At 60.8% G+C, this 14649-nt stretch carries 11 protein-coding genes; 5 read left to right on the forward strand and 6 right to left on the reverse strand.

Annotated features, from left to right (window positions below; translation table 11 throughout):
• Nucleotide 1 precedes the first annotated feature (1 nt).
• Nucleotides 2-2332, forward strand: a complete 2331-nt coding sequence (locus MHM86_RS05960) for a molybdopterin cofactor-binding domain-containing protein (RefSeq protein ID WP_239196991.1) — start codon at nucleotides 2-4, stop codon at nucleotides 2330-2332.
• 164 nt (nucleotides 2333-2496) lie between these two features.
• On the opposite strand, the gene MHM86_RS05965 is transcribed toward MHM86_RS05960, so the two are convergent.
• A complete protein-coding gene (locus tag MHM86_RS05965) occupies nucleotides 2497-3690 on the reverse strand; it encodes a lytic murein transglycosylase (protein WP_239196993.1) in 1194 nt (397 codons plus the stop codon).
• Between the two features lie 246 nt (nucleotides 3691-3936).
• Here MHM86_RS05965 and MHM86_RS05970 point away from each other — a divergent pair, with 246 nt between their 5' ends.
• Together MHM86_RS05970 and MHM86_RS05975 are read left to right on the forward strand one after the other, a co-directional pair.
• On the forward strand, nucleotides 3937-6951 hold the full coding sequence (locus tag MHM86_RS05970) for an aminotransferase class III-fold pyridoxal phosphate-dependent enzyme (protein WP_239196995.1): 3015 nt from the start codon (nucleotides 3937-3939) through the stop codon (nucleotides 6949-6951).
• A gap of 265 nt (nucleotides 6952-7216) precedes the next feature.
• Nucleotides 7217-7729: a flavin reductase family protein gene (locus MHM86_RS05975; protein ID WP_239196997.1), complete on the forward strand. Its 513-nt coding sequence runs from the start codon at nucleotides 7217-7219 to the stop codon at nucleotides 7727-7729.
• Nucleotides 7730-7809: 80 nt separating this feature from the next.
• Here the strand turns inward: MHM86_RS05975 and MHM86_RS05980 are convergent, their stop codons facing one another.
• Nucleotides 7810-9132 (reverse strand): methyl-accepting chemotaxis protein, encoded by a 1323-nt coding sequence (locus MHM86_RS05980; protein WP_239196999.1) that lies wholly within the window; start codon nucleotides 9130-9132, stop codon nucleotides 7810-7812.
• A complete protein-coding gene (locus MHM86_RS05985) occupies nucleotides 9132-9458 on the reverse strand; it encodes a hypothetical protein (RefSeq protein WP_239197001.1) in 327 nt (108 codons plus the stop codon). Before MHM86_RS05985 ends, MHM86_RS05980 begins: the two co-directional genes overlap by 1 nt.
• Nucleotides 9459-9728: 270 nt before the next feature.
• On the opposite strand from MHM86_RS05985, the gene glpK reads away from it, so the two are divergent.
• A complete protein-coding gene (glpK, locus tag MHM86_RS05990; RefSeq protein ID WP_239197003.1) occupies nucleotides 9729-11240 on the forward strand; it encodes a glycerol kinase GlpK in 1512 nt (503 codons plus the stop codon).
• Nucleotides 11241-11245: 5 nt separating this feature from the next.
• Here glpK and MHM86_RS05995 read toward each other — a convergent pair whose 3' ends face one another.
• From MHM86_RS05995 to MHM86_RS06005, 3 genes are read right to left on the reverse strand one after another with little or no spacing between them, the layout of a single operon-like run.
• The gene (locus tag MHM86_RS05995) at nucleotides 11246-12022 is read right to left on the reverse strand and encodes a helix-turn-helix domain-containing protein (protein ID WP_239197005.1); all 777 of its coding nucleotides are present in this window, start codon (nucleotides 12020-12022) and stop codon (nucleotides 11246-11248) included.
• 43 nt (nucleotides 12023-12065) lie between these two features.
• On the reverse strand, nucleotides 12066-13214 hold the full coding sequence (nagA, locus tag MHM86_RS06000; protein ID WP_239197007.1) for an N-acetylglucosamine-6-phosphate deacetylase: 1149 nt from the start codon (nucleotides 13212-13214) through the stop codon (nucleotides 12066-12068).
• On the reverse strand, nucleotides 13211-14110 hold the full coding sequence (locus tag MHM86_RS06005) for a BadF/BadG/BcrA/BcrD ATPase family protein (RefSeq protein ID WP_239197009.1): 900 nt from the start codon (nucleotides 14108-14110) through the stop codon (nucleotides 13211-13213). The genes nagA and MHM86_RS06005 overlap by 4 nt, the downstream gene beginning before the upstream one ends.
• Nucleotides 14111-14288: 178 nt before the next feature.
• Here MHM86_RS06005 and MHM86_RS17035 point away from each other — a divergent pair, with 178 nt between their 5' ends.
• On the forward strand, nucleotides 14289-14411 hold the full coding sequence (locus MHM86_RS17035) for a hypothetical protein (RefSeq protein ID WP_255723062.1): 123 nt from the start codon (nucleotides 14289-14291) through the stop codon (nucleotides 14409-14411).
• Nucleotides 14412-14649 lie beyond the last annotated feature (238 nt).

A 14649-nucleotide genomic window follows, 5' to 3' on the forward strand; every position in this document is an offset into this window, starting at 1 on the left:
TATGTCTGACACAAAACCCAAATCCCGCCACCCCAAATCCCGCCTGCGCAAATATTCCCGTCGTGCCTTCCTGATCGGCGCCACGGCAGTGGCTGGCGGCGTGGCCTTTGGCACCTATGTCGTCAAACGCCCGCATGACAACCCGCTACTGGCCGACCTGAAACACGGCGAAGCGGCCTTTAACCCCTATGTGAAAATCACCGGCGACAAGATCACCCTGATCGCCACCCACACCGACAAAGGTCAGGGCGTGCACCATTCGCAGGCCGTGCTGATCGCCGAGGAACTGGACGTCGAGCTTGATCAGGTTGAGATCAGCTTCGGCAAACCAGCGCCTGCCTATTGGAACACCGGCCTTGCCAATGACGCCGTGCCCTTTTCCGCCTTCGATGAAAGCCTGGCCGCACGCGCGACGCGCGGCGCGATTTCCTCTTTAGGCAAGGTCATTGGCCTGATGGTCACCGGTGGTTCCAGCTCTATGCCGGACCAATATGAGAAACTGCGCAGTGCTGGCGCTGTCGCGCGTGAAACGCTGAAGGCAGCGGCGGCGAAAGAAACCGGCGTGCCCGTGGCGCAGCTGAAGACCGAACGCGGCATGGTGATCCTGCCCGACGGCACAGAACTGCCCTACACCGGTCTGGCTGGCTCCGCAGCAGAGATGGAGCCGGTGACGGACGTTGCCCTGCGCGATCCCTCGCAATGGCGGATGATCGGCAAACCGATGCAGCGTGTGGATGTGGTTGCCAAATCCACTGGCACCATGACCTATGGCATTGACGTGAAAATCGACGGCATGGTCCATGCCGCTGCCAAAGTGAACCCACGTCAGGGCGGCGCTATGATCAGCTATGATGCTGCTGCCGCGCTGGACATGCCGGGCGTGCAGAAGGTTCTGGTTCTACAGGGCGAGATGCTAGACCCTGAACCGGACGGCAGCCTCACCCGCCGCCGCACCCAAGTGGGTGTTGCAGTTATTGCCAACAACACCTGGCGCGCTTTTCAGGCGCTGGACGCCATCGACATCACCTGGGGCAGTGCGCCCTATCCGGCGGAGATGAACAGCCATTGGCAGACCCTCAGCGACAGCTTCACCGAGGACAGGCTGGACAGCGAATGGCGCACCGACGGCGATGTTGAGACGGCCCTAAAGGGCGCTGAGATTTTGCAGGCAGAATACCGGACGCCCTACGTGGCCCACGCCCCACTGGAACCGATCAGCGCCATTATCCGCGCCGACAAAGACGGTGCCGAGGTTTGGGCAGGCCACCAGATTCAGCGTTTTGCCCAGATGAAAGTGGCAGAGGTGCTGGGCCTTGATGATCCAGAAAAGGTCACCCTGCACAACCAATTTATCGGCGGCAGCTTTGGTCATAGGCTGGAGTTTGAAAACATCACCACCGCCGCTGAAATCGCCCGTCAGATGCCCGGCGTTCCGGTCAAGCTGACCTTTTCGCGTGAAGAGGATTTTGCCCACGACTTCCCCCGCCAGATCGCCATGGCACGGTCACGCGGCGCGGTCAAAGCAGGCAAGGTGGACGCCTTTGACCTACAGATCGCCATGCCCTCTGTGGTCACCTCGCAGATGTCGCGCGCCGGCCAGCCGGCGATCGGCCCCGACAACCAGATCGTCGCGGGCGCTTTCAACATGCCCTTTGACATCCCGAACCTGCGGGTGCGCGGCTACCGTGCGCCGGAACTGGCGCCGATCAGTTCTTGGCGGTCGGTCGGGGCGTCGTCGCATGGTTTCTTCGCCGAAGGTTTCTTTGACGAATTGTGCCACGCCGCTGGTGCCGACCCGATGGAGGAACGCCTGCGTCTGGTCAACAAGTCAGTGCACCGCAAGGTGCTGGAGGCGGTTGCCGAAATGTCCAACTGGGGCAGCGATCTGGGCCCGAACCGAGGCCGTGGTATCGCCATGGTCGAAAGCTTCGGCGTGCCGACCGCAGAGGTGGTTGAGGTCACCGCAACCGAAGACGGCATCAAGATCGACAAGGTTTATGTCGCGGCGGATGTGGGGCAAATCATCGACCCCATCAACTTTGAAAACCTGATGCAGGGCGGCGTTGTCTGGGGTCTGGGTCACGCAATGAACTGCGAGATTACCTATTCCGACGGTATGGCGGAACAGTCCAACTTCGACAGCCATGAGGCAATGCGCCTCTACCAATGCCCCGAAATCATCGTGCGCGGGTTGGAAAATGGCGACGCGATCCGTGGCATCGGTGAGCCGCCCGTGCCCCCTGCCGCGCCTGCGCTGGCCAACGCGATCTTTGCCGCGACCGGCACCCGCCTGCGGGAAATGCCCTTCGCCAACTTCGTTGATTTCGTCTGAGGTTCAGACAGAGAGGTGAATGACAAAAAAGGCCCCGTAGCAGAGCTGCGGGGCCTTTTTTACGCAACACGATACTTGCCCCCTACGACCTAGCGCCGCCCCGTGGGGGCGGAACGGCGCGGCCCAACAGTGCCTGTTGGCGGGTCTCTTCTCGAAGCTAAAAGTCACTTCAACCGCTGCACAATTGCCTTGCTGGGCCAGCATGTCGCCTTCTGCCCCGTGGCCTCTTGCCAGCGACCGATAGACCGCCGTGTGCGAAATCCTGCCAGACCATCCGCGCCACCCACGTCATGACCCAGCCGTTCCAGCCCGCGCTGCATGGCCGCCACATCGGCGCGCAACAGCGTATCTGTTTTGGCCCACCCAGCGCTGAAATCACCCATACGGTAGCGTATGCGGTCCCCCACATGCCCCACGAACAGCGCATAAAGATCACTCTCGTTATATTCTTTCAGCGCATAGAAATTCGGCGTCACAAGAAAGGCCGGGCCATGCCGCCCTGCAGGCATCATCAGATACCCTTCGCCCCGCGCTTCCTTCGCCGGGAACGCGCGCCCATTGACGCGGGTCACTCCCATTTTGGACCATTCAGAAATGCGTCGCCCCTGATCCGGTCCCTCTAGCGCACAGGACACATCTACTGGCACCGACACCTCAAACCCCCAGTCGCGCCCGCGCTGCCAGCCATGTTTGGCAAGGTAATGCGCGATTGATGCCAATGTGTCCGCCTCTGACCACCAGATATCCACACGCCCGTCGCTGTCGCCATCACGGCCAAACTTCGCAACATTCGTCGGCATGAACTGCGGCTGGCCCAAAGCGCCCGCCCAGCTGGATTTCAACGCTTTGGGCGCACGCCCCTGTTCCACCAGCGTCAATGCGGCGATCAGTTCGGCACGGAAATCAACGACGCGCTCGCCACGAAAAGCCTTGCTGGCCAGCACCTGAAACGCATCCTGCGGGATCTTCACCCGGCCAAAGCCGCTTTCACGGCCCCAGATCGACAGCAGGATCTGGCCGGGCACGCCTGTCTCCTTCTCCAATCGTGTCAGCAGCGCGCTGTGTTTCTTCAGCAACGCCTGCCCTTCACGGCTGGTGTAGTTCAGGGTGTTTGCCCCAAAATACCGCGCAGGGCGTCCAAATTCGGCCTGCGCATTTGGCTTCGTTGGCGCCAGCAGCACCTTTCCGTTCAGCGCCGCATCAAACACCCGCCGCGAGACACCGGCGCGGCGCGCCTCTGGCCACAGGTCCTGTTGCACCCACTGTTGAAACTGCCGCACCTCCTTGGTGCTTTGGGCGACGGCGGGGCTGGCCAGTTGGGTCACGATCATCAGGGACGCGAGGGCGGTGCGAAACATCTTAAACATCCAATCAACACATTCTCCGCCCAACCTGCACCATCGCTGCGCCAGACGCCAGCATGCCTTGCCCGCAGGCGGCCAAGCTTTGATCAAAACGCACAAAGCCTGACAAAAATTTTCCGCATTCCTCCTTGGGCGCACAGGAAAAACGGTCTACCAAGACCCAAAAGAAATCTGCCCAAATCAACGCCCTACGCTGGCGTATACTCGCGCAAGCAAGCGGGCACTGTCAGGAGGGATGGCATGACAGCACATTGGCAAACCGCATTGCAGGCGGCTTGGGGCATCGACGCGACGCTGAAACGGCTGGACGGGGAATATGACCTGAACCTACTGGCAGAGGCCGGCGATCAGGGCGACTATGTCCTAAAGGTAATGCGGGCGGGCTGCGCAAGCGACCTGATTGATATGCAGGTCAAAGCGATGGCGCATATCGCTGGTCGCTCAGACGACTTGCCTTACCCACGGGTGATTGCCGGTCAAAATGGCGCTGCGATCCAGACGCTGCGGGATGAGGATGGCACCGAACGGCTGTGCTGGCTGCTGGAGAAACTGCCCGGTAAATGCTACGCCGAACACGCTCCCAAATCGCCAGAGCTGATCGAGGAACTGGGTCAAATCCTTGGCGCTACTGATGTGGCGCTGGCGGATTTCCATCATCCCGCTCTTGATCCCGCACAACAGGCGGATTTCAAATGGGACCTGATGCAGGGTCAGTGGATCGGTGGCCACACACAGGTGATCGCCGATCTGAACCGTCAGGCGATCATCCACGGTATTCTGGCAGAGGTGGCGCAGATCTGGCCGCATCTGATGATGCTCCCCAAACAAGCGATCCACAATGATGTGAACGATTACAACGTTTTGGTCACTGGTGGCGCGTATCAGCCGCACCAGATCTCAGGCGTGATTGATTTCGGCGACATGTGCGCCGCGCCGCGCATCTGCAATCTGGCCATCGCCGCTGCCTATATGGTGCTGGATCACCCAGAGCCTGAAACCGCACTGGCCCATCTGGTGGCAGGCTATCACGTCCAGAACCCGCTGAGTGCAGCAGAGGTGGATATGATCCTTCCCCTGTTGCGGCTGCGGCTGGCGGTGTCTGTCGTAAACTCGACCATCGAGGCAGCAGAGAACCCTGACGACCCCTATATCACCATTTCGCAAGCACCCGCATGGCGCTATCTGGAGCGCACGGGCGAAGATGCAGGCCTGCTGCGCGCCCGTCTGCGCGCGGCCTGCGGCCTGCCCGTAACCAACGCGGCGGCGCGGATCCATGCCTTCCTCGCCAAAGAAACCGGCAATTTTGCCCCCGTTATGGGCCGTGACCTCAGCCGACTCCCGATGGGATCACTGTCTGTTGAAAACAGTGCCGAACCGCAGAACCCTTTCGATCTGCCGATTGAAGAGGCCGCGCAGATCGGCTCCCAATATGGCGATCAGGACGGCTGGTGGCTGGGCTATTACAATGAACCCCGCTTGATCTACACCGCCGATGCCTTCCGCAAGGGTCCGTGGAAGGCATCGAACCGTCGCACCGTGCATCTGGCTGTCGATGTCTTTGCCCCCACAGATACGCCCGTCGCAACGCCGATGGCCGCAAAGGTCCATGTGGTGGAAAACCGCACCGATCATCTGGATTATGGCGGTGTGGTGATCCTCAGCCATGACACCCCGGATGGCGATACCTTCTACACCCTCTACGGCCATCTGGCCGCTGATGTGGTCGATAACCTTAGTGTCGGTCAGGACCTGGCGAAAGGGGAGGTCTTTGCCCGCCTCGGCGATCCCAGTCAGAACGGTGGCTGGGCGCCACATGTGCATTTTCAGCTGGCGATGACCACGGATGGCATGGGCCACGACTGGCCCGGTGTTGCAGATCCGGATGAGATGTACCTGTGGGAGGCAGTCTGTCCAAATCCCGCAGCCCTGTTAAACCTGCCCGCAGAAACGGTGCGCTATGCCCCCACCGACAAGGCGCAAGTTCTGGCCGGGCGACGGGCACACTTCGGCGGCAACCTCAGCCTGACCTATAGCGATCCGGTCATGCTGGTGCGGGGGTGGAAACACCACCTGTTTGACGAATGGGGCCGCCCCTATCTGGACGCCTACAACAACGTGCCACACGTCGGCCACGCCCATCCTCGCATTCAGGCAGTGGCCGCCGATCAGCTGAAGCGGATGAATTCGAACACCCGCTACCTCCACCCCGCTCAAACCGCCTTTGCCGATAAGGTTCTGTCGAAGATGCCCGACCCTCTGGAGGTCTGTTTCTTCGTCAACTCAGGGACCGAGGCAAATGAGCTGGCCCTGCGACTGGCCCGCGCCCATACAGGCGCGAAGGGGATGGTGACGCCCGATCACGGCTATCACGGCAATACCACCGGCGCGATCGACATTTCGGCCTATAAATTCAACGCCAAAGGCGGCGTGGGTCAATCTGATTGGGTCGAACTGGTTGAGGTCGCCGATGATTATCGCGGCCGTTTTGGCCGTGACGACGCGGACCGCGCACAAAAATACGCCGATCTGGTCGATCCCGCCATTGCCGCCTTGCAGAACAAGGGGCATGGCGTTGCCGGTTTCATCGCGGAAACCTTCCCCTCTGTCGGCGGTCAGATCATCCCGCCCAAGGGCTACCTTCCTGCGGTATATGAAAAAATCCGCGCTGCGGGTGGTGTCTGCATCGCAGATGAGGTGCAGACAGGTCTGGGACGTCTGGGCGATTACTACTTCGGCTTTGAACATCAGGGCGCCCTGCCCGACATTGTGGTGATGGGCAAACCGATCGGAAACGGCCACCCCTTGGGCGTACTGGTCACCACCAAAGCGATTGCCGAAAGCTTCGCGCAGGGGCCAGAGTTTTTCTCGACCTTCGGCGGGTCCACCCTGTCGTGCCGTATCGGCAAAGAGGTACTGGACATTGTTGATGATGAAGGCCTGCAAGCCAATGCCAAGGCGATGGGGGATCGATTGATGACCGGCCTCAAAGCGCTGGAGGCAAAGTATGAGGTCGTGGGCGACGTGCGCGGCATGGGTCTTTTTGTGGGGGTAGAGCTGATCACCGATTCAGGCACCCGCACCGAAGGCACAGCCATTGCATCCTATGTCAAAAACCGGATGCGGGCACACCGGATCCTGTTGGGCAGTGAGGGGCCGCAGGACAACATCCTGAAAATCCGCCAGCCACTGACCGTGGACGCCGAAGGGATTGACATGATCCTGGATGCATTGGACCAAATTCTGGCCGAAGTCTAAGCCGCAGCCATCGCACACAAAAGGCCGCCTGCCCCGCGCAGAGCGGCCTTGTTTACCTGCACTTACATACCTGCAGCTTTTTCTTTGCCCTCATAGACTTGTCCTGCAAATTTGCGGCACTAACTGCGCTTCGACGCAGACGTCAGGCCGTGTGCCGCCTTTGACCATCTCCATGCTTGCACAAATGGGCAGAGAGGGGCACAAGATCTGAATAAAGCGAACCCGCCTGTCTCTGACAGGTTCACCGCCCCAACAGGAGCCTGCGATGGACACCGCCCTGCCTCATGAATTTGTGCCCGACGCGGAAAACACCCGCGCGCTGCGCGATGCCTTTGGCCGGTTTGCCACCGGCGTAACCATTGTGACCGCTCCGTCTGCGGCAGGCAAAGTGGCGATCACCGCAAACAGCTTTTCGTCGGTATCGCTGGACCCGCCTATGGTGCTGTGGGCACTGGCAGAAAACTCCAACCGCTATGATGATTTCAAGGACGCGCAGCATTACGCGATCCACATCCTGCGCGCAGATCAACAGGAACTGGCGTGGACGGTGGTCCGCGATGGCGCGGCGCTGAACGGTCTGGATCTGACGACGAATGATCATGGCGTGCCGCTGCTGCCGGGATGTCTGGCGCGGTTTGAATGCCGTCAGGCCGCGCGCTATCCGGGCGGCGATCACCAGATCATCCTTGGCGAAGTGCTGCGTGCAGAGATTGGCGCAACGGGTGACGCGCTGAGCTTTTACGGTGGAAAAATGTCATCACTGCCCTGCCAGTCCTGACGCCACCGCCATTCCCTTAGCCGCAAACAAAAACGCCCCACGCATCAGCGCAGGGCGTTTTACGTATAGTGACGCTGCTCTTACGCGGCTTTGGACACGGTGAAATCCACCTCGTCGCCCTCATCCTCCAGCGACAGATCAATGCCAGCCGTCATCGGGGGACGCGGTGCAGAGGTCGTGACCTTTGGTTCCGCATCGCAATCTGTGCCGCATTCATCACGCATGGTGTCGATACGCGAAATCGCAACGCTGACTTGTGCCAGACCTTCGGACTGATCCGCCGCACCGGTCGCGATCTCGGCCAGAACATCGTTCAATTCTGCCACCGCGCCTGCAATACGGGTCAGGGCATCGCCGGTTTCAGCCACCAGTGCCACACCGTTGTCCACCTGCTGCGAGGAGGTGGTCACCAGACCACGGATCTCTTTGCTGGCATCGGCAGAGCGCTGCGCCAGCTTGCGCACCTCGGCGGCGACCACAGCAAAGCCACGGCCAGCCTCACCTGCACGGGCCGATTCCACCGCCGCGTTCAGCGCCAGCAGGTCGGTCTGGCGGGCGATCTCATCAATCACGCTGACGATGGTGGTGATCTTTTCAGAGCTTTCTTTGATCGCATCCATTGCATCATGGGCGCGGTTCACCACATCAGAGGACCGCTCCGCCTGTTCCCGGGTATTGGACATGACGGTCTGAGCGTTGCTGGCATGATCGGCCGCAGTTTCGGCCGCAGAGGCCACCTGTTCAATGGCCGTGGCGGCGCGCTGACCTTCGCTGCGAGTGCGTTCGGCGGTTTCAACGGCGGCAATACGGGCGGCCTCGGCCTCTTGCTTGGCCGCTTCGGCACGGCCAACGGTGGCGGCCAACTGTTCGCGGGCTTTGCGAATTTCGGCGTCAGCGGCGGCGGTCTGGATCATCGACCAGGCCAAAACACCGGCCTCAAACAGCACGATCACCGCATGCAGCACAACACGGCCCAGCGTTTCGACAACCGACATTTCAGGGAAGACCAGACTGGGCAGCAGCAAACCAAAGCTAAGGTGATGCACAGCTGTCACCGCAACACCGGCAATCAGCGCTGGCAACGAACGCATGGTGGCGATAATCGCCAGCACCGCAAAGAACAGCATATGCGTGTCGATCTGCCAAGCATGACCAGAAAACGCAGAGGTAAAGACAACGCAATGCCCCACCAGTGCCACCGCGTTCATGATCGGTCGCAGTTTCGCATCCACGCGCCCTGCCAGCAGCGTCATAATGGCAAAAACCAAAGCCCCAGCCATTACCGTAGTCAAAGGCCCGCCCACAATCAGCGCCGCAATCGGCCCCAAGGGCATCATCCCCAATGCGACCCATCTGGCTGTGCCAGAGAAGTCTTTTGTACCGTCGAGTTGTTTCACCGACATTAAACCATTTCCTTCGTTACACAAAAATAGCTAAGAGCGCCGGGATCCAACAGGAACCAAGCACCGCTCTGGCGGAACCCATCTGCACTGGCCCCTGTGGCCAGCACTGACAATGGCGCCTGCGTCGGCCCCACAACAGCGCCGCCTGCGGCAGCCACCACGGCCTCAGCCCCACCGGACCACGGCGGTGCAACGACCAGAACGGGGGTATCGAACACTCCGTCCACGCCAGGCGCCTGGGCGGCCATCGCAACCGATGCCACCTCAAGTCCCAGCACAACGGCGCAGCCGCCGATCATCAGACAATACGCAGATAGATTCTTCATGAAAGGCAGGGTAGCGCAATAATAGTAACCTTGCAGACGTCCCCTACGGATGCGTCTGGGACGCCCTCCTAAGGTATGGATTCGTCTGGCGGGCATTGGCAGGGCGACCGGATAAGGCCAGACAAATAGTGGTCGAATGATAAGCTAATCAACACATTCCATCCGGGCAGTCTGCCGCCCCCTGTCTTGACGCCAGACAGGTTGCAGCATTGGGCATGCCGATGATATTCGCTGTGGCACAGCAGCTTACAGACTATTTCGGGGGAGCATATGACACACGTACTGGCCATTGATCAGGGCACCACATCCACACGGGCGATCCTGTTTGATCATGCGCTGAAAACTGTGGCCTCCCATCAGGAAGAGTTTGCGCAGCATTTTCCCACCTCTGGCTGGGTGGAACATGATCCGGCCGACCTCTGGGCCACAACGCTATCGACCTGCCGTGCTGCACTGGCAGCCGCACCCACCGCTACGGTGAGCGCCATTGGCATCACCAACCAGCGTGAAACCACCGTGGTCTGGAACCGTCACACAGGCCAGCCCGTCTATAACGCCATCGTCTGGCAGGACCGCCGCACTGCGGATACCTGCGCCACCCTGCGTGACGCAGGCCACGAGGTGTTGATCCGTCAGACCACCGGATTGCTGCTCGATCCTTATTTTTCCGGCACGAAGCTGGCGTGGATTTTGGACAATGTTGCAGGCGCCCGCGCAGCCGCAGAGGCAGGCGATCTATTGTTTGGCACTGTCGACAGTTATCTGATCTGGCACCTGACGGGCGGCAAGGTGCATGCAACCGACGCCACCAATGCCGCGCGGACCCTGCTGTATGATATCCATACTGGCTGTTGGAGTGAGGAGATCTGCGCCCTCCTCAACATACCGCAGACCATGCTGCCGGAGGTGAAAGATTGCGCGGCTGATTTCGGCCTGACCGATCCGGCGCATTTCGGCGTGGCGGTCCCAATCACCGGTGTCGCTGGCGATCAGCAGGCCGCCACCATCGGGCAGGCCTGTTTCCGTCCGGGGATGATGAAGTCCACATACGGCACCGGATGTTTTGCCCTGCTGAACACCGGCGCCACACCGGTTCTGTCACAGAACCGGCTGCTCACCACCATTGCCTATCAGTTGGGCGGTCAGACAACATACGCCCTTGAAGGGTCGATTTTTATCGCCGGTGCAGTGGTACAATGGCTGCGCGATGGCTTGGGCGTCATTCAGCAGGCAAGCGATACGCAGGCGCTGGCCGAGGCCGCAGATCCGGAACAGAACGTCATCATCGTGCCTGCCTTCACCGGCCTCGGTGCGCCCTATTGGAACGCGGAATGCCGCGGTGCGGTCTACGGGCTGACCCGCAACTCCGGCCCGGCGGAATTTGCCCGTGCCGCATTGGAAAGCGTCGGTTACCAGACCCGCGACCTGTGGCAGGCGATGCAAGCGGACTGGACAACCACGACTGCAGCAGCCGAGACAGGCGCGTCAGGATCTGACACTCAGGTCCTGCGGGTGGACGGGGGCATGGCGGCCTCTGCCTTCGCGATGCAGTTTCTCGCCGACATCCTGAACGCCCCTGTTGATCGCCCCGAGGTGTTGGAAACCACGGCCCTAGGCGCTGCGTGGCTGGCAGGCATGCAGGTTGGGATTTATCCGGACATGCAGGGCTTTGCCGACACATGGGCGCGCGACAGCCATTTCGCACCGCAAATGGACGCAGAGACGCGGGAGCAAAAATACGCAGCATGGCAACGTGCGGTGCAAGCAACGCTTGCGGTCTGATCCACTCAGACCCGCGTTAGCAATTCCCGCATAGAGGCGACGTTCATCCGCTTGTATGCCTTCTTGCGGTGGGTGATTACCGTGGTTTCAGCAACACCAAGGATCGCGGCAATCTCTGCTGCGGTGCGCCCCTTAATGGTCATCGCGGCCACCTCGCGTTCCCGCTTGGTCAGGTTGGGGTGGTTCAACGCCAGCCGCGCTTGCACGTCCTGATCATGGGCCTCTGACTCTTTCACCATCAGGCCCACGTGCCGTTCTACCGCGACCATCAGCGCGGACATGGTGGCAATCAACCCGTCACGCGCGGTGATCGGAAAGGTGCCAAATTCAGTCGCGCTATAAAGGCTGACCACCAGCCCAAATCCTGGCCTGCGCCGCACCAATGACACCCGGCTGGTGATCCCCGGCAGATCATAACAATCGCGCCGGTAAAGAAAGGATTGCAGGTCCGCCGCCTCATGATGGGTGAAAAAATCCCCCTCGCCTTCCGCCCCCAGCAGCAGCGCCGCATCGCGATCCTGCGCCCAATGACGGCGATACCCCTCCGCCGCCCGTGCGGCCCGCCTTTGCCCCAGCGTCGATGTGGTCCCCATCAACAAAGGCGTATCGCGGTCCCCCTGACAGTATAATGACAGGAAATCCGCGTCCGTCAGCCCATGCGCAAAGCGCAGCGCCGCCTCAACGAACCCCGACTGGCCGATCGCGCCCATCAAGGGCGTAATCTGCGTCAGTGATACCTGCAGATCAGGCAGTGGTGGGGTGAGGCGGAATTCGTCATACATCGGGGGCTTTCTCGTCTGGCGTCCTAAACGATTTAGGCACTGATTAAACAGTGGCCAAGACCGTAACCGCGCGCAAGTCCGGCGTGATGCGGATCACCTCAGCCCGTTGTCCCACCTGCAAACGCCCAGCACCCGTTGCGCCGATTAAATCCGCCGGTACCGAGGTGGCCGCGGCCAAAGCCGCGGCCAGCGTAACCCCCACCTGATGATGCATCACCTCCACCGCGCGCAACAGATCCAGATCCGCCCCCGCCAACGTCCCATCGGCGCGCGTCAGCCGCCCTGCCTCGCGAAGGATCTGCCGCCCGTCGAGGGCAAATGCCGCCATATCTGTGCCAGCAGGTGCCATCGCATCCGAAACCAACACCAGCTTGCCCGCCCCCTTCAGCCGCCACGCCAACCGCAGGCTGGTCGGGTGCACATGCACGCCGTCGGCAATGATGCCCACATGCACATGTTCAGTGTCCAGCGCCGCGCCAACCAGGCCGGGAGCACGACTGCCCAGTTGGCTCATCGCGTTGAACAGATGGGTGGCACAACGCGCACCGGCGGCGAAGTAGTCGCAGCACTGCTCATAAGGTGCATCCGTATGGCCAAGGGCCACAACCACCCCCGCCTCTGCCAGCGCGGCGACCTGATCAGGACATACATTTTCTGGTGCAACGGTGACCATCAACGCAGGCAGATCCCGTGCCGCAGCAATCAGCTCTGCCAGATCGGCATCCGTCATCGGGCGGATCAGTGCGGCGTCATGGGCACCTTTGCGCGGCACGGACAGATGCGGCCCCTCCAGATGCAGGCCAAGAATACCAGTTTGACCCGCCGCCAAGGCCTCTTTCACCGCGTTGATCGCTGCGGTGGTCCTTGCAGGTGCTGCGGTGATCAGCGTCGGCAGAATATGCGTTGCACCAAGACGGCGATGGGCAGCAACCATACGGGCCAGTACAGAGGCTGAGGGCGCGTCGTTCAACATCACGCCGTCGCCACCATTCAGCTGCAGATCGACAAAACCGGGGCTGAGGATCGCACCGTCAAGATAGGCCCAAGTACCCTGATCGACCCCGCCCTCTGCGCGCAGCGCGGCCTCAGATCCAAACGCCTCGACCACCCCATCCCGCAGGCGTAACGCCGACGCCTCATGCAGGCGCGTGCCATCAAAAATTCTGCCGCCGTAATATGTTACTACTGTCATAGCAGCGCCCCTCTGGCAAATCCGTCCCGCCCCAGCGCCTGGGCCATATCCAGCGCCGCCTCCAACGGGGTGCTGACCGCAGGCTGCAAAGCCGCCTGCATATCGTCAGGCAACAACGCCGCATAGTGCGGCCCGATCCCTCCAGTCAGGCACAATGCCTGCCCCACCCGCCAGCCAAGAGCGTAGGTGGTTTTGGCGATATAATCTGCTCCCTCCTGCATCAATCCCAACGCCAGTGCGTCTCCTGCCGCCGCAGCCGTGGTGACAAAGGGGGCAAAACGGCCGAAGTCCGCAGGCCTTGCCTCCACCGCCCAGGCCATCACCCCCGCTGCGTCCTCAAACTCTGCAAGGATCTGATCACTCAACCCGCTGACCGCAACCAACCCATCTGCCGCCTGCAGACTGACGCTCAACGCGCGTCGCCCAAGCCATCCGGCGGAGGCTTCATCGCCAAGGGTCAGGCCCCATCCGCCCACAAATCGCATCCTGCCCGCCCGCTGCAGGCCAAGGAACGATCCAGTGCCGCAATGGGCCACCACACCGTCCGCCGCACCAATAGCGGCGCGCAGGGCGATGCGCGTGTCTTCTTCGACATGAACAGCGTTGAGAGGTAGCTGGGCCGCCACCTTCGCCGCCAGTGCGGCGGAATTAACGCCCGCCAGCCCCAGAAAGGCCGGGACCCCGGCCAGATCCGCCACCGTCAACCCTGCGGCCTGCGCCACCTCAGTCAGCCCTGTGCTCAGCTCCGCGCAGGCGCCAGCAAAATCACTGGAGGCATTGGCAGACCCCACCTCTGCCGCAAAGCGCGCGCCATCACCGCGCTCCAGCAACAAACGACAACGGCTGCCGCCGCCATCCACGCCCAGCGCGCTGGCTTTTGCTTGGCTGTTGGTCATCTTTCTTCCTTCTGTTGAAACGTCTGAATGGCCGCGCCTTAGAGCCATGAAAACTATCCACGAGTTATCCACAGAAACCGGGTAAAACCTAGAGGGTAACGCCCGTTAACTTAAGTAATTAGCAAGGTTTATGCGATCTGCTGCGCTGACCCTGTTCATGAAAAGAAAGGCCACATCAATGCGATTTCTGCCAATCGTGTTGGGCTGGGCAATTGCTGCCACAGCCCTGTCTGCCATCGCGTCTCTGCCAGGCGCGCCGCAGGACATCTCAGAAATTCCTGCCGTCATCAAGGCGGGATAAATCCCCTGCTCTGGTCGGGGATGTTCCGGGCCAGAGGCCGCAGAAACCTGTTTCTGCAAATTGTTCTGTAACCCGTCGAAGGAGTTTTTGACGAATGCGCTTTATCACCTTGGTTCTGAGTTCTGCCGTATGCATCACCGCATTTTCCCTCATGGCCACCTCTGCCGCGACCCCTGAAAAGGTTGTTCCCAATATTGTCGCCTATTGAGTCCCCAAGACGAAGCGCAATACACAAAAA

This window comes from Thalassobius sp. Cn5-15 (assembly GCF_022347685.1).
GTDB lineage: Bacteria > Pseudomonadota > Alphaproteobacteria > Rhodobacterales > Rhodobacteraceae > Thalassobius.

Coding starts and splice junctions, on each gene's coding strand:
- MHM86_RS05960 (WP_239196991.1), top strand. CDS start 2: ATGTCTGACACAAAACCCAAATCCCGCCACCCCAAATCCCGCCTGCGC.
- MHM86_RS05965 (WP_239196993.1), bottom strand. CDS start 3,690: ATGTTTCGCACCGCCCTCGCGTCCCTGATGATCGTGACCCAACTGGCC.
- MHM86_RS05970 (WP_239196995.1), top strand. CDS start 3,937: ATGACAGCACATTGGCAAACCGCATTGCAGGCGGCTTGGGGCATCGAC.
- MHM86_RS05975 (WP_239196997.1), top strand. CDS start 7,217: ATGGACACCGCCCTGCCTCATGAATTTGTGCCCGACGCGGAAAACACC.
- MHM86_RS05980 (WP_239196999.1), bottom strand. CDS start 9,132: ATGTCGGTGAAACAACTCGACGGTACAAAAGACTTCTCTGGCACAGCC.
- MHM86_RS05985 (WP_239197001.1), bottom strand. CDS start 9,458: ATGAAGAATCTATCTGCGTATTGTCTGATGATCGGCGGCTGCGCCGTT.
- glpK (WP_239197003.1), top strand. CDS start 9,729: ATGACACACGTACTGGCCATTGATCAGGGCACCACATCCACACGGGCG.
- MHM86_RS05995 (WP_239197005.1), bottom strand. CDS start 12,022: ATGTATGACGAATTCCGCCTCACCCCACCACTGCCTGATCTGCAGGTA.
- nagA (WP_239197007.1), bottom strand. CDS start 13,214: ATGACAGTAGTAACATATTACGGCGGCAGAATTTTTGATGGCACGCGC.
- MHM86_RS06005 (WP_239197009.1), bottom strand. CDS start 14,110: ATGACCAACAGCCAAGCAAAAGCCAGCGCGCTGGGCGTGGATGGCGGC.
- MHM86_RS17035 (WP_255723062.1), top strand. CDS start 14,289: ATGCGATTTCTGCCAATCGTGTTGGGCTGGGCAATTGCTGCCACAGCC.